The 20,526-nt window shown below is 63.9% G+C and carries 18 protein-coding genes; 16 read left to right on the top strand and 2 right to left on the bottom strand.

Features of this window, described 5'->3' with window-relative positions; translation table 11 throughout:
- Positions 1-46: 46 nt before the first annotated feature.
- Complete coding sequence (locus ABMA59_RS04885; RefSeq protein WP_349004188.1) at positions 47-2,671, bottom strand: calcium-binding protein; 2,625 nt, start codon at positions 2,669-2,671, stop codon at positions 47-49.
- Between the two features lie 382 nt (positions 2,672-3,053).
- Here ABMA59_RS04885 and ABMA59_RS04880 point away from each other — a divergent pair, with 382 nt between their 5' ends.
- The 7 genes from ABMA59_RS04880 (at position 3,054) to ABMA59_RS04850 (ending at position 11,820) form a co-directional block, all read left to right on the top strand.
- Complete coding sequence (locus tag ABMA59_RS04880) at positions 3,054-4,094, top strand: sugar ABC transporter substrate-binding protein (RefSeq protein WP_349004187.1); 1,041 nt, start codon at positions 3,054-3,056, stop codon at positions 4,092-4,094.
- Between the two features lie 93 nt (positions 4,095-4,187).
- On the top strand, positions 4,188-5,654 hold the full coding sequence (locus tag ABMA59_RS04875) for a sugar ABC transporter ATP-binding protein (RefSeq protein WP_349004638.1): 1,467 nt from the start codon (positions 4,188-4,190) through the stop codon (positions 5,652-5,654).
- Between the two features lie 39 nt (positions 5,655-5,693).
- The gene (locus ABMA59_RS04870) at positions 5,694-6,704 is read left to right on the top strand and encodes an ABC transporter permease (RefSeq protein WP_425475863.1); all 1,011 of its coding nucleotides are present in this window, start codon (positions 5,694-5,696) and stop codon (positions 6,702-6,704) included.
- Between the two features lie 146 nt (positions 6,705-6,850).
- Complete coding sequence (locus ABMA59_RS04865; protein WP_349004185.1) at positions 6,851-7,849, top strand: dihydroxyacetone kinase subunit DhaK; 999 nt, start codon at positions 6,851-6,853, stop codon at positions 7,847-7,849.
- A gap of 2 nt (positions 7,850-7,851) precedes the next feature.
- Positions 7,852-8,451 (top strand): dihydroxyacetone kinase subunit L, encoded by a 600-nt coding sequence (locus tag ABMA59_RS04860; protein ID WP_349004184.1) that lies wholly within the window; start codon positions 7,852-7,854, stop codon positions 8,449-8,451.
- 808 nt (positions 8,452-9,259) lie between these two features.
- On the top strand, positions 9,260-9,511 hold the full coding sequence (locus ABMA59_RS04855; RefSeq protein ID WP_349004183.1) for a YjiS-like domain-containing protein: 252 nt from the start codon (positions 9,260-9,262) through the stop codon (positions 9,509-9,511).
- A 170-nt stretch (positions 9,512-9,681) separates the two neighbouring features.
- Positions 9,682-11,820: a calcium-binding protein gene (locus tag ABMA59_RS04850; RefSeq protein ID WP_349004182.1), complete on the top strand. Its 2,139-nt coding sequence runs from the start codon at positions 9,682-9,684 to the stop codon at positions 11,818-11,820.
- 48 nt (positions 11,821-11,868) lie between these two features.
- Here the strand turns inward: ABMA59_RS04850 and blaOXA are convergent, their stop codons facing one another.
- Positions 11,869-12,663, bottom strand: a complete 795-nt coding sequence (gene blaOXA / locus ABMA59_RS04845) for a class D beta-lactamase (RefSeq protein WP_349004181.1) — start codon at positions 12,661-12,663, stop codon at positions 11,869-11,871.
- A gap of 170 nt (positions 12,664-12,833) precedes the next feature.
- Between blaOXA and ABMA59_RS04840 the strand changes: the two genes are divergently transcribed.
- The 9 genes from ABMA59_RS04840 to ABMA59_RS04800 all read left to right on the top strand — a co-directional run bounded on the left by ABMA59_RS04840 (position 12,834) and on the right by ABMA59_RS04800 (position 20,458).
- Positions 12,834-13,700, top strand: a complete 867-nt coding sequence (locus ABMA59_RS04840; protein ID WP_349004180.1) for a bile acid:sodium symporter family protein — start codon at positions 12,834-12,836, stop codon at positions 13,698-13,700.
- Between the two features lie 313 nt (positions 13,701-14,013).
- Positions 14,014-14,520, top strand: coding sequence for a hypothetical protein (locus tag ABMA59_RS04835; protein ID WP_349004179.1), 507 nt, complete (start codon positions 14,014-14,016; stop codon positions 14,518-14,520).
- A complete protein-coding gene (locus ABMA59_RS04830; RefSeq protein ID WP_349004178.1) occupies positions 14,480-15,757 on the top strand; it encodes a DNA-packaging protein in 1,278 nt (425 codons plus the stop codon). Before ABMA59_RS04835 ends, ABMA59_RS04830 begins: the two co-directional genes overlap by 41 nt.
- 133 nt (positions 15,758-15,890) lie before the next feature.
- Positions 15,891-17,069 carry a phage portal protein gene (locus tag ABMA59_RS04825; protein ID WP_349004177.1) on the top strand — a complete coding sequence of 393 codons (1,179 nt, stop codon included), beginning with the start codon at positions 15,891-15,893 and terminating at the stop codon, positions 17,067-17,069.
- 181 nt (positions 17,070-17,250) lie between these two features.
- On the top strand, positions 17,251-17,541 hold the full coding sequence (locus ABMA59_RS04820; RefSeq protein ID WP_349004176.1) for a type II toxin-antitoxin system TacA family antitoxin: 291 nt from the start codon (positions 17,251-17,253) through the stop codon (positions 17,539-17,541).
- On the top strand, positions 17,520-18,059 hold the full coding sequence (locus ABMA59_RS04815) for a GNAT family N-acetyltransferase (protein WP_349004175.1): 540 nt from the start codon (positions 17,520-17,522) through the stop codon (positions 18,057-18,059). Before ABMA59_RS04820 ends, ABMA59_RS04815 begins: the two co-directional genes overlap by 22 nt.
- Before the next feature lie 127 nt (positions 18,060-18,186).
- Complete coding sequence (locus tag ABMA59_RS04810; protein WP_349004174.1) at positions 18,187-18,519, top strand: DUF6107 family protein; 333 nt, start codon at positions 18,187-18,189, stop codon at positions 18,517-18,519.
- Positions 18,516-19,208 carry an HK97 family phage prohead protease gene (locus ABMA59_RS04805; protein WP_349004173.1) on the top strand — a complete coding sequence of 231 codons (693 nt, stop codon included), beginning with the start codon at positions 18,516-18,518 and terminating at the stop codon, positions 19,206-19,208. The genes ABMA59_RS04810 and ABMA59_RS04805 overlap by 4 nt, the downstream gene beginning before the upstream one ends.
- A complete protein-coding gene (locus tag ABMA59_RS04800) occupies positions 19,205-20,458 on the top strand; it encodes a phage major capsid protein (protein WP_349004172.1) in 1,254 nt (417 codons plus the stop codon). Before ABMA59_RS04805 ends, ABMA59_RS04800 begins: the two co-directional genes overlap by 4 nt.
- Positions 20,459-20,526: the final 68 nt, after the last annotated feature.

The following is a 20,526-nucleotide window of genomic DNA, read 5'->3' as shown; positions in this document are numbered from 1 at the left end:
CCACCGAAAAGTACCATTTGACGTCCCGCTTCGGCGGGACACGTGATCAGATCCTAGCGACCGCCATGCGAAAGAGGCGCGGCAAGGGTTGCTTGCCGCGCCTCCAGAGAAACGATCTGTTGTGAGCTTTGGCGGCTGTCCGCTCCGCCCTACACCACCTGGAAGTCCGCCGCGGTGATGGCCGGCAAACCGGTGAGGGTGGCGAATTGGACAGCAACTCCGGCGCCGTTGCCATCGGCGTCGTAGAACAGTTTGCCGGTGTCGGTTTCGTAGAGGATGCGGTCGTCGGCGTCGCCGGCAAGGCCGGTCGTGTTGGCGCGGAAGGCCGTGGCAGCCAGTGCGCCTGTGACGGCCAGCGCCTTGAACACGGCGTCTCCAGATGGATCGTGTCGTCGACCGCCCGGAAATCGGCGATCGTGTCGACATTGCCTGCGGCATTGAGCGCGGTGTCGAAGACGAAGATGTCCTTACCCGAATTGCCGGAGAGCGTGTCGTTGCCGCCCAGGCCGCGAATCGTGTCGTCGCCCATGCCGCCCTGGATTGCGTTGGCGGCGCTGTTGCCTGTCAGCCTGTCATTGAAGTTGGAACCGAACAGGTTTTCGATCGAGTTGAAAGTGTCACCCTTTGCCTCGCCGGTATTGATCGAAGGATCGGTTAGGCTGACGGCGACGCCGGCGGCGGCGAGTTTGTAGGAAGCGGTGTCGGTGCCGACCCCGCCGGAGAGATAATCGGCGCCAAGCCCGCCGCGCAACGTGTCGTTGCCTTCACCGCCGAACAGAGTGTCGTCGCCGGCAAGGCCGGAAAGCGTGTCGTTGCCGGCGCCGCCGTCGACATGGTTGGCGGAGGCGTTGGCCTCCAGCGTGTCGTTGAAAGCCGAGCCGGTGAGGTTTTCGATGGAGTTGTAGGTGTCTCCCTTGGCCTCGCCGGTGTTGAGCGCGGGGTCGGTGAGGCTGGCGGTGACGCCGGCCGCCGCGCCGGCATAAGAAGCGCGGTCGCTGCCCGCTCCGCCGCTGAGATAGTCGGCGCCGAGGCCGCCGGTGAGCAAGTCGCTGCCATCGCCGCCAGAAAGCGCGTCGTCTCTGGCGCCACCATCAAGCACGTCGTTGCCGCCTGCGCCGCGTAGGAGGTCGTTGCCGTTCAGTCCGATGAGCGTGTTGGCGCCGGCATTGCCGTCGAGCGTGTCGTTGAAGGCGGAGCCTTCCAAATTTTCGACGGAGTTAAAGGTATCGCCCTTGGCCTCGCCGGTGTTCAGCGACGAATCAACGAGGTTAACTTTGACAGCCGCGGTCGCTCCAGCATAGGAGGCCGTATCGACACCTGCGCCGCCGCTGAGATAGTCAGCCCCGCCGCCGCCATTCAGCAGATCGTTGCCGTCGCCACCGGCGATCGAGTCGTTGCCGCCGAAACCGGACAGCATGTCCTCACCGCCCGCGCCAGAGATTTTGTCGGCGAAAACATTGCTGCCGTTCCAACTATCGGCACTGTCGGTGCCGAAGAATTTAGTGGCATCGAATATTTGAGCGCGAACTTCGCTCTGGACTGCTCCGTTATCCCAGTAATGCCAAGTCACAACAAAGCGGCCGTCGGCCAACGCCGAGACCACGGGACCGGATTGCGAGTCTTGGGCTGTCGTATTCACAACGAAATCGGCGCCGGCGGGCTTACCATCCGCACCGAAGACGCGGGCGCGCACGCAGCCGGCGGAGCCGTCGCCAGTGTCCCGAGACGTCCACGCGACCACGAAACGTCCGTCTTCAAGCTCCGTGACAGACGGACCGAATTGCATGTCCATTGTCGTCGAATTGACTACGAAATCGGCACCGACGGGACGCCCGTCCGCGTTGAAAATACGAGCCCGGATGTCAGAGTCGGAGTTCGACCCTGGAAGTTCATTCGATTCCCACGTGACGATGAAACGGCCACCGGCAAGCGCGGTGGCCACCGGCTGAGCGTGAACACCCTGACTGGTGAAATTCACCACAAAATCGGCCCCCTCAGGCAAGCCGTCGGAGCCAAATATTCGGGCACGCACACAACTCACGTCACCGTCAGCGCCATCCTCGGACTCCCAGAGAGCTATGAAACGATTGCCGGGCAACGCCGTGATCGAAGGATTGATCCCGACACTCGACGTCATCGAATCGACGATGAAATCGGCACTGGTCGGTTGTCCGTCGGCGTCGAAAATGCGCGCGCGAATGCTGCCTTCAGCGCCGGTATCGAGGGATTGCCACATCGCGACAAAACCGCCGTCCGACAGCGCAGTGATCGACGGAGCAATTTGATTGTTTGCAGTCGAGGAATTGACGAGGAAATCTTCACCGGCCGGGGCGCCGTCAGCACCATAGATGCGGGCACGTACGCAGGTGCCGGAGCCGTCACCGGTATCATTGGATTGCCATGTCGCAACGAAACCACCGTCGGCCAGCGCAGCAATTGATGGGTAACTTGTATAGCCCTCTGTCGTCGAGTTGACGATGAAGCTCGCACCCGCAGGCTTACCGTCCGCATCGAATATTCGCGCCCGGACGCTGTCGTCACCGCCCCACTCGTTGAACCACCACAACGCCACGAAGCGGCCATCCCCCAACGTCGTAACCGACGCCTGAGCTTGATCGCCACCGCCGGCGCGCTCGACATTAAATTCCTGTCCGATGAATCCGATCGGCATGTAACCTCCCCCACTATGCACCCGCCCCGGGCCGTTCGTACTACTGCTGTCCATATTTCGCTGACTCGAATACTGGCCAGGCTATATCTGCGCAAGACAATGCAGCACGCAAAACTGTATTGGAAAGGAATGTGGCACTTTTATGCAACATATGCGTGTATCCGACGGCATCGCCGCCGATTGCTGACCGAAGCTCTCACCCCAACATTTTCCACCGCCGCTGGCATTCGCCAAAATGGCCGCCGTATTCAGTTGACCTTTCATCGCTTTCGACCCTATTTTTCGAGGCGCGCAGAAAACCGCCTGGGTCAGCAAGAGGAGTGCTTCCAGGACCGGGTGCGGGCGTGAGGTTGATAACGTCATCCGGCCGGGCGGCCGGGCAATGGGAGGAACTGAAGTGCTCGACGATCTTATCGAGGAATCAAGAACGCGCCGCGACATCTTCAAGGCGATCGGCGCCACCGCGCTTGCCGGCGCGCTGCTCGGCTCCGCCGGCTTCGATCCGGCGATGGCGCAGGAGCTAAAACCTTCGGGCAAGCCGCTGAAGGCCGCCATGGGCAATGCCGGCCTGCAGGCAAGCTGGTGCGCGCAGGGCAAGCAGGCCGCGGAAGCCTGGGCCAAGCTGATGAACGTCGAAATCACCTGGTTCGACGGCGAACTCTCCGCCACCAAGCAGCGCGCCGCGGTCGACAACCTTGCCACGCAGAAGTGGGATTTTGTCGCCCTGCAAACGTTTGGCATCGGCACGCTCAACGACCCGATCAAGAAGGTGATCGATTCCGGCACGCCGGTCATCGCCATGGACACGATGATGGCGCCGGAAGGCCAGCTCGCGCTGCACACCTTCATCGCGCCGGACAACATCTTCATGGGCTCGGTGGTGACCAACCAGTTGATGAAGGCGATCGGCGGCAAGGGCAACGTCGTCATGACCCAGGGCGCGCTCGGCCATACCGGCGCCCAGGGGCGCGCCAAGGGCTTCAAGGAGGTCATCGCCAACTTCCCGGACGTGAAGCTGGTGGACGACCAGCCGGCGGATTGGGACGTGACCAAGGTCGCCCGCATCTGGGAATCGCTGCTGACCAAATATCCGGACATCGCCGGCGCCTTCTTCCACAATGACGATATGGCGCTGGCCGCCCACAACGTCATGAAGGCCAAGGGCCGCACCGGCATCTTCATCGGCGGCGTCGACGCCATGCCGCCGGCGGTCAACGCCGTGCTCGACGGCACGATGGTCGCCACGGTGCGCAATCCGTCCTGCCGCATCCATGGCTGGGCGGTCGCGGCCGGCGTGGCCGCGGTCAATGGCGGCGAGAAGACCGGCAAGGATATCCCGAACTACATCTGGGCCGATGGTCCGGTCATCACCGCCGAGACGGCTCCCGGCCATCTCTGGCTGCAGAAGAATTTTCTGATCTGACCGGCCGCGACTTTGGCTGACAACGCTTCGATAGCGGCCGGGGGCTCGATCGAGTCCCCGGCCAAGTCATCCGCCGTCACGCCGATCCTGGAAATGGTCGGCGTGTCGAAAGCCTTCGGCGGCGTGCATGCCTTGCGCGACGTCGACTTTTCGCTCGATGAAGGCGAGATTCACGGGCTGGTCGGCGAGAACGGCGCCGGCAAGTCGACCATGATGAAGCTGATCGCCGGCGTCTACCATGGTTTCGAGGGCGAAATGCGGGTGGACGGCGCGGTCGTGCATTTCCGCTCGCCGCGCGACGCGCTGGCTGCCGGCATCGGTATGGTCCACCAGGAACTGTCGATCGTGCCGGACCTGACGGTGGCCGAGAACGTTTTTCTCGGCGTGCAGCCGCTGGTGGCGGGTGGCGTGGTCGACTGGGGACGCATGCGCCGCGAGGCGAAGACGCAGCTCGAAAGCCTCGGCCTCGACATCGACCCGAATGCGCGCATGGGCAGCCTGCCGGTCGGCATTCAGCAACTGGTCGAACTCTCGCGCGTGCTCTTTTCCGGCGCAAAGATCATCATTCTGGACGAGCCAACGTCGGCCCTGTCGCCGCCGGAGGTGGCGCGGCTGTTCGAGGCGCTGCGGCGGCTGAAGGGCCAGGGCCGCACCATCGTCTTCATCTCGCATTTCCTGGACGACGTGCTTGATATCTCCGACCGCGTGACCGTGTTCCGCAATGGCCGCAAGGTGATCACCGAGCGCACCGATGCGCTGACGAAGGATTCGATCATCGGCTACATGATCGGCCGCGGCGCGGTCGACATGCATATGGGCGAGAGTACGGAACTCACCGGCGACGATGCCCGCGCCGTGGTACTGGAGGCATCCGGTCTCAGCGACGGCCAGATGGTGCGCGACGTGTCGCTGAAACTGCGGGCGGGCGAGATCACCGGCGTCTACGGTTTCATGGGCTGCGGCCAGGTGGAACTGTCGCGCATCCTTTTCGGCAAGGGTCTTTTGCAGGCCGGCACCTTGGCGCTGAACGGCAAGCCCGTACGTTTTGGCTCGACCGCTTCGGCGCGGCGCGCCGGCATCGCCTATGTGCCGGAAAACCGGCGCATGATGCTGTTCCGCACCGAGCAGGTGTTCAAGAACATTTCCATCGCCATTCTAGGCCGCATTCACCGCATCCTGCTCAAGCCGCGCAAGGAACGCGAGATCGCGAAAAAGCATATCGACGACCTGCAGATCAGGCCGCCGCGCCCCGAAATCGCGCTCGGCAATCTTTCCGGCGGCAACCAGCAGAAGGTGGCGCTGGCAAAGTGGCTGACCGAACTGCCGAAGGTGCTGATCCTGTCGGAGCCGACGCGCGGCATGGATGTCGGCGCCAAGGAGGACGTGATCCGCATCGTGAAGTCGCTGCGTGACCGCGGCGTCGCCATCCTGGTGTTGTCGACCGAGCCGGAGACGATCCTCACGCTGGCGGACCGGGTGACAGTGATGAAGCGCGGCGTGGTGGCGAAGGAATTCACGCGCGGCCACATCGACAAGACGGATCTGCTCGATGCGGCGTGAGCGGCGCGAAACGGGATTTTCGGGGGAATTGGGATGAGCATGGCGTCTGAGACCGCGCGGCCGTTTGAACTAAAACGGTTCCTCGCCGAGCAGATGCGCAACATCGCGCCGGTGTTTACCCTCATCGTTCTGGTCATCTTCTTTGCGACGCAGGCCGAGAGTTTCCGCACCTTCGACAACTTCATGAACATTTTGAGCCAGGCCTCGATCACCGGCATCATCGCCGTCGGCCTGACCTTCGTGATCCTGACCGCCGAGATCGACCTGTCGGTGGCCGCGATCGCCAACGCCATCGGCATATTGGTGGCCTATTTCACCATCCAGCCGGATTACGTGAACATCGCCAACCTTCCCGTGCAGGGCTGGATCGCCATCATCCTGACGCTGGCGGCCTGCCTGGTGCTGGGGTTGATCACCGCCTTCGGCGTGACCGGCATCGGCATCCCGTCCTTCATCATGACGCTCGCCATGATGCAGATCGCCAATGGGATGTCCGCCATGCTGGTGCGCGGCCAGATCGCCTACAATTTTCCCGACCTGATCACCACGCTTGGGTCAGGGACAATTCTCGGCGTCAAGTGGTCGATCGTAATCTGCCTGCTGTTCATGCTGGTGGCACATCTGGTGCTGACCTACACGCGCTTCGGCCGCTATGTGTATATGGTGGGCGGCAACCGCGAGGCGGCCGAGTATTCCGGCGTCAACGTCAAGATGATCATCGGCGCGGTGATGGTGATTTCGGCCATGTGCTCGGGCATTGCCGGCATGATCGGCGTGGCTTACTTCGGCTCGGCCCAGCAGAACCAGTTCGACACCTTCCTGCTCGACGCCATCGCCGCGGTTGTGGTCGGCGGAACCAGCCTGTTCGGCGGACGCGGCGGCATCGGCAACACCATTATCGGCCTGATGGTGCTGGGCGTGCTGAACAACGGGCTGGATCATATCCAGATCGACAGTTTCCTGAAGATTTTGATCCGCGGCCTGATCCTGCTGGCGGCGCTGGTGATCAATGTCTATGCGCAGAAGCTGAGGGAAAGCGCGCGGGAGTAGGCAGGGATCGCGAAGGACAGTTTGCTTTCTTTCCGTGGAAAAGCCGAAACGCTTCAAGGTTAGTACGAGCGGGAAAAGGAAATTGTTCTTAGCACTTGCGTCAGGCAGCATCTCCCTGTCCTAGAACTTCGATCGGAGGATCCGTCGTGAAGAAGATATTGAACGACCCGTTTAGCTATGCCGAGGAAACGCTGCGCGGGCTCTGCCGCGCCTATCCGCAATATTACCGGCTGGCGCAGGACACGACGCGGGTTGTTGTCCGGGCCGACGGGCCGATCAAGGGTAAGGTCGGGATAGTCTCGGGCGGCGGATCGGGACACCTGCCGATTTTCACCGGTTATGTCGGGCCGGGGTTTTTGGACGCGGTCGCCTGCGGCGATGTTTTTGCATCCCCTTCCGCCGACGAGATGGCCACCGCCATGCGCGAGGCCAATGGTGGGGCAGGGGTGTTGCGGCTCTACGGCAACTATGGCGGCGATGTCATGAACTTCGACATGGCCGGCGAAATGGTTGAATTCGATGAGATTTCCTCGACCACGGTGCTGCTTGCCGACGACGTGGCGAGCGCGCCGCTCAACGAGCGCGAGAAACGCCGGGGCGTCGCAGGCATGGTGCTGACCTTCAAGATCGCGGGGGCGGCGGCGGAGGCGGGGCTGGATCTCGACGAGGTGACCAGGGTGGCACAGAAGGCGGCGGACGGCTGCCGCACCATGGGCGTGGCGCTGTCGCCCTGTACCGTGCCGCAGGCCGGAAAGCCGACGTTCTCGATCGGCGACGACGAGATGGAGGTCGGCATGGGTATCCATGGCGAGCCCGGCGTCAAGCGCGGAAAATTGCGGCCGGCCAAGGAGATAGCCGATGCGATGCTGGACCCGATCCTCGCCGACCTGGCGCTGCCGCGCGGAGAGCAGGTGACGGTTCTGGTGAACAGCCTGGGGGCCACGCCGGTGGAGGAACTGTTCATCCTCTACGACCGGATCGCCGACCGCATCGAGGATGCGGGGCTGAAGATCGCCCATCCGCTGGTCGGGCGCTATGCGACCTCGATGGAAATGGCGGGTGCCTCGCTGACCGTGCTGCCGCTCGACGACGAACTGGAAAAATATCTGACCGCACCCGCCGCCTGCGCCTTCTGGAAGGTGTGATCGTGGCTCTGACGGTCGTTCAACTCAGGATTGTGGTTGCGAAGATCCTGGCGGCACTTGAGACCGAACATGAGAGGCTGACCTCCCTCGATGGTCAGATCGGTGACGGCGACCTGGGCATTACGCTGATTAAAGCGTTTCGGGAACTCGACCGGATTAAGGACAGTTTCCCAGACGATCTCGGACAGGCCTTCATGCAGGGTGCCTCGGCGGTGTCGAAAGTGTCGAGTTCGAGTTTCGGCACGCTGCTCGCCACCAGCCTGATGGCGGCGGCGAAGTTGACCAAGGGCAGGACCGACGCCGCGTGGAGCGAGGTGCCAGGTTTTCTCGACAAGGCGGTCGAGGCGATGATGGCGCGCGGGAAAGCCAGCCTCGGCGACAAGACGGTGATGGACGCTGTGTCGGGCGCCGCGAAGGCAAGCGCCGGTAAGGACGATCCGGTGGAACTGCTTGCTGCGATGCGGCAAGGCACAGATGCGGCGCTGGCGGAATTCCGCGACAGGCCGAACAAAATCGGACGCGCCCGGATTTTCGCCGAACGCACCATCGGCATGGATGACCCGGGCATGGTCGCGTTCAAGGTGATGATCGACGCGGTTTGAGCAACATGGCAACGGCCTCTTTCTCAGAGCATGGCGCCACTGGCCATGTGACCCCAGGCGCTGGCTGATACCGCTTGTCTCTCCAGCCTCAAGACAGTGCTTCGAATCAGGGCGCGGTCCCTCCGTTTGTGGGAATGTGCACACCCTGCAAGCCGGCTCGCCGTCGTCGTTGACCGGCAGCCGTAATTTTCTCAAGAGAAGGCAATTCGCAGCTACAGGAACTGAACCGGGCGGCAGCCCAGTCCAGCCGGCTTGGGATGGATGTTGTGCAGCATACTTCCGGTCGGAAGGGAACGGACAGGAATTTCGACTGTCCGCTGTGAGTCGAACTCGCTGGCACGCACCGATTTCGACGAGCACCCGTCGGCTTCTCGCCGTCGGAGGAAGTTCGTGTCCGCGGGTTTTCGGAGCACGCGCAATAGCCGCCAAACAGCATCTTTCTCCAGTTAATTCAAGTGCTTGGGGGGAGGGACTAGCGTATCAGCGGCACCGGTCTTTGCAGGCCAGCGAAGCAATCTGACCCGTATAACAGTGCGCCGGGGCGCGGCTGGTCGGGCAACGTGCGCAGGGTCGCGACCGCTATCGAAGCCGAAACGAACCGGTCGTATCGCAATGATCCGCGGCTTACCGATCTCGTCGAAAGGAAATATGCGAGGTCGGACAAAAGATGTTGGATTTACCGGAATCCCATGGATCGATCGCGGTTCGTTCGCGCCGAAATCTCCCGCCGGTATAGTTCCTGAACTTGTTGGAAGGTTCAACATGTCTCCTAAGGGGCACAAGGCAAATTGCCAAAGGAGAAAAGACAATGAACAGCCCCAGGAGAGCGCAAACCGCCTCCATATTCGACGTCATGACAATCGCCCGTGAGTTCGCGCCGGCAGTCGGCCGGGCAACGGGTTTCGTGCAGCGCGCAATCCGCATGCGGCGAGACCGCAGAAGATTGCATGCCATGCCGGACCATATGCTCAAGGACATGGGCATCGCGCGTTGCGAGATCTCGTCCTCGACGCGTTTCCGCAGTGGGTCGACAGCCTGGCTTCGGCCATCCGGCGAATGACCCGCTGATCTTCCCGACAAACGGCGCGGCGAAGCGGGCTGGCCTGAAAGCCGGTCTCATTCCGCCGCGCCACCTCGTCTGAACCACATCAACTCATCCGATCCGCGGACGGCGTGAAGCCGTCGCGGTGTCTGTGCGCGCCGCCGGATCGTCAAAAAGGAACTTTGACCATGGCCACCCTGGATTTAAGCAAAGCAACCGCGTCCCTCGACATGGCGGACCCCAATCTCGTCACCTTCGGCAAGGCCGGAGCGACGCTGCCGTTCTACTTCAACTATCTTACTACCGCCGGAAGTTCCGTCGTGCTGCAGGGCGAGAACATGACCTATGGCGCGGAAGGCCGGCCGGTATCCGGCACTGTCACCAAGATCGAACTGGATACCGGCAGCTATGACGCTGCCCGGCCGGAACTCGTCATCACCGGCATCTCGCTGGACCCGCAAGCTCTGCTGGCCGGACCCGATAGTTTCTGGAGTTTTCTCGAAGGCAATGACGTCATCACCGGCGCTTCGCAGGCGACCGCCCAACCCGATGCCGAGTTCAAGCTGTTCGGCGACGGTATTTCCGCCCGGGCGGGGGCTATCGGCGGCAACGACATCATCCAGCCCGGCGACGCCCAGACCACCGCGATGGGCGACGTGTCTCAAGTCGGAAGCAGGAGCACTACCTCTCCCCTTGTCGACTACCGTGGCGGGATGGACGACATCACCGGAGCCGCCACCACGGCGTTCCAGTCCTTTTCCGGCGATGCCGAAGTGCTTTTTGCTTCCGGAAAGCTCACCGGCGGCAACGACACGATCTACATCCAGTCGACACATGCGCAGTCCATGGCGGTCGGCGACGTCGTGATCGTCGAGGGCATGAAGGGCCGGGTCGCCCAACTGATCGGCGGCAACGACTATATCGCCGCCGGGCCCGATTTCCACGGGACGCTGATCGGCGATGCCGCCGCCCAGAATACCGACACGCTGGTTTATGGCGGCGACGACCGGATCGAGGGCGGACTCGTGCGTGACGAGATCTACGGCGACGTCCAGTATGTCACCGGCGGGCGGCTCTATGCCGGCGACGACCGGCTGAGCGGCAATCGCGGCGACGACGTCATCTCCGGCGACGCCGAGCGGATCGAGGCCGGCGCGCGCGTCGTCGGCGGCAACGACACCATCTATGGCGGCGAAGGTAACGATCGCATCTACGGCGAATCGGCGTTCGATTCCGGCTCGCTGATTGCCCGCGGCGACGACCTGATCTTCGGCGAGGCGGGCGAGGACGATATGTTCGGCCAGACCGGCAACGACCAGCTTTATGGCGGCGCCGATGCGGACCGCCTCTATGGCGGTACGGGCAACGACTTTCTCGACGGCGGCACCGGTCTCGACACGATGGAGGGCGGCGCCGGCAATGATTTCTATGTCGTCGACGCCATCGGCGACGTGGTGATCGAGTCCGCGGGCCAGGGAACCGATACGGTTTTCAGCTACCTCAACAGCTACAAGCTCGGTGACAATCTTGAGAACCTGACCGCGTTCGCGACCGGCGATTTCATCGGCATCGGCAACGACCTTGCCAATGTGATCGAGACCGGCGCCGGCAAGGACGCCATCGGCGGACGCGGCGGCAACGACGTGCTGATCTCTGGAGCGGGCGACGACCAGCTCCATGGCGAGGACGGCAACGACGTGCTCGACGGCGGGGCGGGGCGCGACCGCTTCGAAGGCGGCAACGGCTTCGACACCATCAGCTATGCCAGTGCCGACAAGGGGGTGCGTTTCGCACTCGACGGAGCGTTTGCCGGAACCGGCGACGCCGAGGGCGACAACCAGCAAGGGGTAGAGGGCATCGCTGGTTCCAATTTCGACGACGTGCTTCGCGGCGACAGCGGCATCAATAAGCTCGAGGGCCGCGGCGGTGTCGACTTGCTCGCCGGCGGCGCCGGCAATGATGTGATTGTTGGCGGGGCTGGAAAGGACGTGCTCAACGGCGGCGCCGGCAACGACAGGTTCGACTACCTGGCGTTGGGCGACGGCGGAGACGCGATCCGCGACTTTCGCAATGCCGCGGGCAACGACGATTCGCTGCGTTTCGACGGCGATGTCTTTGGCGGTCTTGCCAAGGGTGCGCTGGCCGCCAAATTTTTCGTCGCGAATGCCAGCGGCGTTGCGACGACGCTGGATCAGCACTTCGTCTACGAGACCGATACCGGCGTCCTGCGCTACGACGCCAACGGCTCCGCCGCCGGCGGGGTGACCGTCATCGCGACGCTCACGGGAGCGCCGGGCCTGACGGCGGGCGACTTCTTCATCATCTGAGGCGAGCAGTCATCGTCTCGGCTGACCGGCCGCGCCAGGCGCGTCCGGTCAGGAGGGAGGCAGCATCCCCGGCAGTTCCTTTAAGAAGGCATCTCGGGCGACGAGGCCGGAGCCGATGGCCTGGCGTTTCTCGGTCTGGATGAGGCGGGCGAAGACGATGGTCTTGCCGCCACGTGTCGCCCAGCCGACGAACCAGCCATAGGCGCGGTCGCGGTCCTGCGAGCCGTCGGCTTTGCGCGGGAAAGCGGAGCCGGTTTTGCCGTGAAGTTTCCAGCCGCCAGGCAGCGGCGGCTGCGCGGTGATCCTGGCGGTCATGTTGAAAGCGGCCGGCGACACAGGCAGTTCGCCCCGCACCAGCTTGCGCAGGAAGCCGACCTGCTCGACCGGTGAGATTTTCAGCGACGAGCCGATCCAGGAGCGTTCAAGGCCGTTGTCCTTGCCCGGATCGCCGGAAACGTCGCGGTTGCCGTAGTCCAGTGCCTCGACGTATTTTTCGAACCGCTCCGCGCCGAGGTTCTGGGTGATCTGTTGCGAATACCAGACGACGGAATTCTTCATCCATAGGGCCGGATCGGTGTCCGTCCGCCACGACTTCATCCAGTCGGGATAGCCCTCGCGGAACGGCAGCAGCGGCGCGTGCTCGTCCTTCAGGAAACCGGAATCGTAGCCCATCAGGGCGAGCGGGATCTTGAAGGTCGAGGCCGGCGTGACGCGCGTCTCGCAGTCGCCCGTCTGCACGAGCATCTTGCCGGTGGCGGCGTCGGCCAGCGCCGTGCACAGGGTTTTGGCTTGCGCCGGGAGGGCCAGCAAGGCCAGGGCGAGGGTGAGGATCGAGATGCGCATTTCCGCCTTCCAGTTCTGGGTGCCCGCCGCCAGCGAGGGATAGCCGGGGAGGGTTAAGCGGAGGTGACGCGGCGGCCATAATTCGTCGCGGACGAGGCCGCGTAAAGAGCAGTCGGTAAGACTTCGGAGATTTGTCCGGACTATGATGCGCTGGGGCTCGGAGACGGTGCATGCAGTCAAGTCCGGCGTTGAGCATCGGCCTGCCGATAGCGCTTTGCGTCATCATGCTCGGGCTGGGCCTGTCGCTCAGGCTCGAGGATTTCGTCCGCGTTTTGGCGCGGCCAAGGGCGGTGGTGATCGGGCTTGTCTGCCAAGTGGTGCTTCTGCCGGCGATATGTTTCGTCCTGGTCTATTTTTCTGGCCTGCCTCCCGCCATCTGCGTCGGCATGATGCTCCTGGCCGCAAGCCCGGGTGGAACCTCCGCCGCGCTGTTCACCCATCTCGCGCGCGGCGATGTGGCCCTCGGCATCACGACGACGGCGGTCGGTTCGCTTCTGGCGATGGTGAGCCTGCCGCTCATCGTCAACCTGTCGCTGACGGCGTTTTACGGGCAGGACGGCGTGGTGAAACTGCAGGTCCATCAGGTGCTGCGGATATTCCTGATCGCCATCGTGCCGGCCCTGATCGGCGCATTCATCCACAGGCAATATCCCGCGCTGGCCGCACGCATGGACCGGCCCGTCAAGCTGTTGGCCACCTTGTTCCTGGTGGCGGTCGTGCTGATCGCGCTGGTGGGGCAGTGGGGCCTGCTGGCCACCTGGGGACTGACGGTCGGCACGGCTGTGCTGGCCTTTGCCGTTCTGAGTTTTTCGGCCGGCTACTGGATTCCGCGCATGCTTGGGGTCGAGCGGCGTCAGGCAGTTGCCCTGTCGATGTCGAGCGGCATCCACAACGCCGCGCTGGTGATTGCGCTGGCGATGAGCGGATACATGCTGAACAACCCCGAAATGGCGATCCCGCCGGCGGCTTATGGGCTGGTGGCGTATATTGTCGGTGGGGTTTTTGTGTGGGTGTTGAACCGGCGCGCGCCAGTCTGAATGCGAAGGGGGATCGCGGGGCCCTCTTCGTTTCGGGGTTAAGACCCGACGAAGCATAGCCGCATCAGTCCGATCTCTCGCTATCGCACATGGACTCCGGCCAGAGGGTGCGCGGTGTTTGAATCCGAAAAGTCTAGGGAAAAAGTCCTTGACGGCGTGACGGTGCTCTGGTAGGGTTCAGTTATCGTCCGAAAAGTGTGAGTGGCAGGCAGGCGAAGCAATCGCCGGCGCTTCCTCTGGCCTTACGGCTATCACCCCTCAAAAAAGGGGAGAAAGCCGGCATCGTCGTTCGGCCTCAATCAGGAAAATCGAAATGCCTAAAAAATCGCCGCCGAAGGTGCGGGCGAAGAAGCCGCTTGCGCGCCAGCGGGCGCTGCGCCTGCTGGCGGAAGGCGCGAAGCCGACGCTGGAGCTGCTGGCCGATGCCAGCTCGCTTTCGGTGACGACGCTGCGCTCCGACGCCAAGGCCGAAGGCTGGCAGCTCGACCGCGAGCCCGATCCGGACGCTCTTGGGCGGGTGCGGGCGATTGTTGCCAAGCTCCTGGACAAGGTGGAGGGCCTGCAGGCGGCAAGCCTGGAGGAGGGCGGCAGGATCGACAAGCAGGAGATCGACGCCATGCTGGCGATGATCCGCGGGCTGGAGAAGATCGACGACATCATGCGCCCCGAGGGCGCCGCAAGCCAAGACCAGATCAAGAAGGACGAAGACGTCGCCGATACGCTCGATCGCATTAACGAACGGATTGTCGCTCTCGCAGTGGAAATGGCAGCAGGCATGGTTGCACAGGGAACTGGGCCTGCGGGGAGCGAGGCTGGTTGACGGCGAATGGCTGTGCTTCGCGCGCGAGCAGCAATATCCGCTGCTGCTCGGCGAGCCGCCGATCTGGCTGGTGAGCGGCGGACGCGGCGCGGGCAAGACGCGGCTGGGCGCCGAATGGGTGAACGCCGTGGCGCGGGGCTTGCCGCCCTTTACGCAGGGCAGGCGGGTGCATGAGCGGATCGCGCTGGTCGGCGAGACGCTGGGCGATGTGCGCGAGGTGATGATCGAGGGCCCCTCCGGCATCCTCGCCACGGCGCGCAAGAACCGTGCCCGCTACGAGCCGAGCCGCCGCCGCTTAATCTGGGAAAACGGCGCGGTGGCGCAGGTGTTTTCCTCGGAAGATCCCGAAAGCCTGCGCGGGCCACAGTTCCATGCCGCCTGGTGCGACGAGCTGGCGAAATGGAAGAACGCCGAGGCGACGTTCGACATGCTGCAGTTCGGGCTGAGGCTCGGCGCGCTGCCCAGGCAGATCATCACCACCACGCCGAGGCCGACGCGGCTGATGAAGCGCCTGATGGCCGATCCTTCGGTTAAGGTGTCGCGCTTCGCCAAGGCAGGGAACATGAAGAACCTGGCCCCCGGTTTCATCGCCACGCTGTCGCAGCGTTACGGCGGGACGCGGCTGGGGCGGCAGGAACTCGACGGCGAACTGATCGACGACCGCGAGGACGCATTGTGGACGCGCGCGCACGTTGAGGCGGCACATGTCGAGGCCGTGCCGGCACTCGGGCGGATCGTGGTGGCGGTCGACCCGCCGGCCAGTGCGCGAAAAAGCTCGGACGCCTGCGGGATCGTTGCCGCGGGGCTGGATTTCCAGGGCAAGGTGGTGGTGCTGGCCGATGCGACCGTGATGGCTGCGCGGCCGCAGGACTGGGCGCAGGCCGCCGTTAACCTGTTCCATCGGTTGGAGGCCGACTGCATCGTCGCCGAGGTGAACCAGGGCGGCGACATGGTGAGCGCGGTGATCCGCGCCCAGGATGCTTCGGTGCCGGTGCGGGCCGTGCGCGCCCGGCGTGGAAAATGGACGCGGGCCGAGCCGGTGGCCATGCTCTACCAGCAGCACCATGTGCTGCATGCCGGGCGGTTCGCAGCGCTGGAGGACGAGATGTGCGACTTCGGTCGAGATGGGCTGTCGGGCGGCCGTTCGCCGGATCGCGTGGACGCGCTGGTCTGGGCTGTCAGCGAGCTGGTGCCGGGTGGGACGGGCGAGCCGAAGATCAGGATGATAGGGGAATAAGCAGTAGGCAGTAGGCAGTAGGCAGTAGGCAGTAGGGAAGAGGCCTTCGTCTTCTGCGTCTCCACACCTTGCCGTCCTTTTCCTCGACTGCCTATTGCCCATTGCCGACTGCCTCACTTTCAAGGAAACATCGATGCAACTGAAATGGCCCTGGCGCGATGGCGCCCGGAGTAGCGGAAGTGCGCCCGAGGCAAAGAGCGGCGGGCTGGGTTTCGTCGCTCTGCACATGCAGGCGGAGGCGGCGTGGACGCGGCGCGACTATGCGGCACTGGCGCGCGAGGGGTTCATGCGCAACCCGGTCGTGCACCGCGCCGTGAGGCTGATCGCCGGGACGGCTTCGGCGGTGCCGTGGCTGCTCTATGAGGGGCAGGCGGAGCTTGTCGAACATCCGCTCCTCGCCCTGCTTGAACGGCCGAACCGCAGGCAGGCGGGTGCGACGTTTCTGGAGGCGCTGTACGGGCATTTGCTGATTTCCGGCAATGCCTATGTCGAGCTGGTCGAGGCCGGCGAGGCGTTGCGGGAACTGCATTTGTTGCGGCCGGACCGGGTCTCGGTGGCCTGCGACGCGCAGGGCTGGCCGGTGGCGCTGGACTATCGAACGGACAAGGCCAGGCGCAGCGTGCCCGTGGGCGCGGCGGATGAGGGCGGGGCGCTGCATCTCGGCCTGTTCCACCCACTCGACGACATTCATGGTTTCCCGCCGCTGGAGGCGGCACTGATGGCGCTGGATACGCACAATGCGGCGGGGCGCTGGAACAAGGCGCTGCTCGACAATTCGGCGCGGCCCTCCGGCGCGCTGGTCTATGCCCCGAAGGAGGGCGGCAATCTCGCTCCGGACCAGTACGATCGGCTGAAGGCCCAAATGGAGGAGCGTTATACAGGCGCCAGTGGGGCCGGGCGGCCACTGCTGCTGGAAGGCGGGCTGGACTGGAAGGCGATGGGCCTGTCGCCCAAGGACATGGATTTCATCGAGGCGAAGAATTCAGCCAGCCGCGACATCGCGCTGGCCTTCGGCGTGCCGCCGATGCTGCTCGGCATTCCGGGCGACAACACCTATGCCAACTACCAGGAGGCGAACCGCGCCTTCTATCGCATGACCGTGCTGCCGCTGGTGGCCCGCACCGCTCGCGAACTGTCGGCCTGGCTGGCGCCGGTTTTCGGCGACGGATTGCGGCTTTGGTACGACGCCGACCAGGTCGATGGGCTTGCCACCGAGCGCGAGGCGCTGTGGGCGAGGGTGTCGGCCGCGCCGTTTCTCAGTGACGACGGGAAGCGGGAGGCGGTGGGGTATGGGAACAGAGGGGCGGAATAGCGACAGGCCAGATAAATGGCGAATTGCAGGCTTGCATATCCAATGTTTCAGCCTGCTAACGGAAGGTTTTCGATCGTCCCATCGCGGCTTCAGCGTATCCGCTCCCTGTCAATACATTGTCAGCACGTCGTTGACTGTGGTAGTGGATTGAGACGGCCCTTCGCATCGAACGAGAACGACAATGGCTGCGTCGCTGAAAAAAGAAAACATGAACGTCCGTATCACGGCTGACGCGCTCGATCTGATCAAGCGCGGCGCCCAGGCGAGCGGCAAGACAGTTTCGGCGTTCGTACTCGAGGCCGCGTCAGCGCAAGCCGAGAAGGCATTGCTCGACCAGCGCTTCTTCCATCTGGACGCTCAGGTGTTCGATGAGATCGAGGAAATGCTGTCGAAGCCGGGTGAACCGCGACCCGAGCTGGTTGAGTTGTTCAGGGCAACGAAAAAGGCCAGATGGGCGAATTCGGGCAACTAGGCCTCTTTTCGCCCGAACTGCTGACACGGGACCATAAGGTCGTCGGCTTCGCATGCGGCCGCCCAGCGTTGGATACCTGGCTGCGCGACATGGCGCTGCACAATCAGCTTGAGAACTACACGCGGACCTTCGTCGTGCGGAACGCGGCCATGGAGGTGAAGGGATACTATGCGCTGTGCGCCGGTGTTCTTTTCAGGAAAGATGCACCAAAGGCGCTTGCAAGGCACGGTTCGCCTGCGGAATTGCCGGTAGCTTTGCTGGCGAGACTGGCCGTTCACAACGATGTCAAGGGCAATGGACTTGGCCAGGCCCTGCTTGCACATGCTCTGCAAAGCGCCTGTCTGGCTGCCCGTCAGGTGGCACTCCGCGCGATAATGGTCGATGCGCTCGATGAACAGGCGGCCGAACTCTATCGCCGGCATCATTTTCAGGAAACCAAAATCGGCCCTCTAAAGCTGGTGCTGCCGATCGCCGACGTTCTCGCATCCACCGAGCTGACGGAACGAGACAAAGGCTGACAGGCGCCACGGCACTCAATTTGCCTGATCGTCTGCCGATATCGCTCCGTCGTTCGGATGCGGGTTCCAAACCCGCATAGCGTTCGACTGCCCTTGCTCTCCCAAAGACCAACGGGACCTTCACATCATGACAGACTTCACCGAAGCGGCCTGGCTGTGGGTCGCCAAAGGGGCTGGCGCTGTTGCCGGCTCGGCGATCTCGCTTGCCTACATCCTGCCGGTCGGGCGCCGCGAGGCGGCGGTGCGGTTTGCCGTTGGGCTGGTCTGCGGCCTGGTCTTCGGCGGCACGGCCGGCCTGAAGATCGCCAGCGAACTCGGCATCGAGAAGATCATCGGCACCGGCGAGACGGCGCTGATGGGCGCGGCGGCGGCCAGCCTCTGCGCCTGGTGGGCGCTCGGCCTGCTGCAACGTGCCTTCAGCAATGGCGGCATCGCCCGTCTTTTCAGGAGTGGCAAATGACCGGACGGGTTCTGGACGTGGCGCGCGAGCGCAAACACGCCGGCGTAAGGCTGGCCGGCGTCGAACCGGACGGCGCCTTCTCGGGTTATGCCAGCCTGTTCGACGCCGTCGACCTCGGCAAGGACATGGTGGTGCGCGGCGCCTTCGCCCGCTCGATCCGCGAACGGGGGGCGGCCGGCATCCGCATGCTCTACCAGCACGATCCCGCGCAGCCGATCGGCGTGTGGACCGAGCTTCGAGAGGATAGGCGCGGCCTCTTCGTACGCGGCCAACTGGCGAAGGACGTCGCAAAGGCCCGCGAGGTGCTGTCGCTCATGCAGGCCCGTGCGCTGGACGGCCTTTCGATCGGCTTTCGCGCCGTGAAGGCCTCGAACGACCCGGCGACCGGCGTGCGTCGCATCGTCGAGGCCGATCTTTGGGAAATCTCGGTGGTGACTTTTCCGATGCTGCCCGGCGCGCGCGTGGAGACAGTGAAGGCGCGCGGCGCGCTGCCCACCATCCGCACATTCGAACGCTGGCTCACGCGGGATGCGGGGCTGTCGCGCGGCGAGGCCCGAACGGTGATCGCCAAGGGTTATGCCAGCCTGCTGGGCGTGCGGGACGCAGCCCCGGGATCGACGGAAGACCTCGTGAACAGGCTTCGCGAGGCGACACGCTTCATGCATCCAACAAGGAAAACGAGACCATGACGGAACAGACAGGCCCGCAGGGGCTGGAACGGAAGTCGGCCGATGGCGCCGACCTCGCCGAGGCTTTCGGCGATTTCATGACGACCTTCGAGGCCTTCAAGGAGGCCAATGACGAGAAGCTGGCGGAGATTGAGCGGCGCCTCGGCGCCGACGCGGTGACGACCGACAAGGTCGAGCGCATCTCGAAAGCGCTCGACCAGCAGAAACGGGCGCTGGACGATTTGTCGCTGAAGCGGGTGCGCCCGCAGCTCGGCGACGGCGGCCGCAGGCCGGCGCCTTCCGAGCACAAGGCGGCGTTCGACGCCTATCTCAGGCGCGGCGACGAGCGGGCGATGCGCACGCTCGACCTGAAGGCGATGTCCTACGGCTCGGGCGCCGATGGCGGCTACTTGGTGCCGGACGAGATCGAGGCGGAGATCGGCAAGCGGCTGGCGCATATTTCGCCGATCCGCTCCATCGCCTCGGTGCGGCAGGTATCGACGGCGGTGCTGAAGAAGCCATTCTCGATCACCGGCCCGGCGGTCGGCTGGGTGGCGGAGACAGCCTCGCGGCCACAGACCAACTCTCCTACTCTGGACGAGTTGCAGTTCCCGACGGCGGAACTCTATGCGATGCCCGCGGCGACGCCGGCGCTGCTGGAGGATGCGGTGGTCGACCTCGACCAGTGGATCGCGGCCGAGATCGAGACCGCCTTCGCCGAGCAGGAGGGCGCGGCCTTCGTCGGCGGCAACGGCACCAACAAGCCGAAGGGATTTCTCGACTACAACATCATCGCCGAAGCGAGTTGGACCTGGGACAACATCGGCTACGTCGCCACGGGTGTCGCCGGCGCGCTGCCGGCCAGCAATCCGTCCGACAAGCGGATCGACCTGGTTTATGCGCTGAAGGCCGGCTACCGGCAGAACGCCAACTGGGTGATGAACCGTAAGACTCAAGGTGCGATCCGCAAGCTGAAGGACGCCGACGGCAATTATCTCTGGCAGCCGCCGGCGACGCCAGGCAGCCGCGCGATGCTGATGGGCTTTCCGCTGGTCGAGGCGGAGGACATGCCGGACGCCGCGACCGACGAGACGCCGATCGCCTTCGGCGATTTCGCGCGGGGCTATCTCGTGGTCGACCGGACAGGCGTGCGCGTGCTGCGCGATCCATATTCGGCGAAACCCTACGTGCTGTTCTACACGACCAAGCGGGTCGGCGGCGGCGTGCAGGATTTCGACGCGATCAAGCTGCTGAAATACGGCACGAGCTGAGTGCACCGGCAGTACCCTCCCCCTTGAGGGGAGGGTCGCTGCGCAACCCGCTCGGAAAGAGCGGGATT

Origin of the sequence: Mesorhizobium yinganensis (assembly GCF_040081985.1) — a bacterium.
GTDB lineage: Bacteria > Pseudomonadota > Alphaproteobacteria > Rhizobiales > Rhizobiaceae > Kumtagia > Kumtagia yinganensis.
Note: the sequence above shows the minus strand (reverse complement) of the source record. Positions and strands in the feature narration are given on the sequence as shown.